Source organism: Vibrio sp. 2033 (genome assembly GCF_033339735.1).
This window is the reverse complement of the sequence record NZ_JAWOVC010000124.1, coordinates 1-1,024: the sequence shown is the minus strand read 5'-3', so window position 1 is coordinate 1,024 and position 1,024 is coordinate 1. Positions and strand designations below refer to the sequence as shown.

Sequence of the window (1,024 nt, the reverse complement as noted above, 5' to 3'; positions counted from 1 at the left end):
ACCCGCTGGATCTTGGCGTTGATCCGTGCCCGTTGCTCTTCCAGCTTGGCGAGCCGTTCCGCTGCTTTTGCCATGTTGACATTCCCCTTGGTTATGTGCTTGCCATCATGCTATCATCGGAGCACAGACACCGCAAACCCCGACCGTCATTCTAACGGGAGGGCGCACTTACCGGTTTCTCTTCGAGAAACTGCCCTGCGGGCACCCCTTTGGGGCTGTGCGCTCTCCGAGGGCCATTGCATGGAGCTAAACCCCTATGGCCATCTATCACCTTACGGCCAAGACCGGCAGCCGGAACGGCGGCCAGTCGGCCAAGGCGAAAGCCGATTACATCCAGCGGGAGGGCCGTTACTCCCGCGACCGTGACGAGGTGCTGCACACTCAGTCCGGCCACCTGCCCGAGTGGGCCGAGCGCCCCGCCGACTACTGGGATGCTGCCGACCTGTATGAACGCGCCAATGGGCGGCTGTTCAAAGAGGTTGAGTTTGCCCTGCCGGTCGAACTGACCCTAGATCAGCAGCGGGAGCTGGTGGACGAATTCGCCCGGCATCTGACCGAGGGCGAGCGCCTGCCGTATACGCTGGCCATTCATGCCGGTAAAGGTGAGAACCCCCATTGCCACTTGATGATCTCTGAGCGGAAGAACGACGGTATCGAGCGCCCGGCTGACCAGTGGTTCAAGCGGTACAACGCCAAACAGCCAGAGCGGGGCGGGGCGCAGAAGTCCGAGAGCCTGAAGCCCAAGGCATGGCTTGAGCAGACCCGCGAGGCATGGGCCGACCATGCCAACCGGGCATTAGAGCGGGCTGGTCACGACGCCCGCATTGACCATAGAACACTTGAGGCGCAGGGCATCGAGCGCCTGCCGGGCATCCATCTTGGCCCCAACGTGGTGGAGATGGAGGGCCGGGGCATCCGCACCGAGCGGGCCGACACCGCCCTAGCCATCGACACGGCCAACGGCCAGATCATCGACTTACAAGAATACCGGGAGGTTATCGAGCATGAGCGCGATAGACAGAGT

The 1,024-nt window shown here is 62.4% G+C and carries 1 protein-coding gene; it reads left to right on the top strand.

All coding sequences use genetic code 11. The features are described 5' to 3' along the window. Nucleotides 1-256 precede the first annotated feature (256 nt). Nucleotides 257-1,024 (top strand): MobA/MobL family protein (locus R7P74_RS25060; protein ID WP_318123344.1); only part of this gene is annotated, 768 nt, incomplete at its 3' end.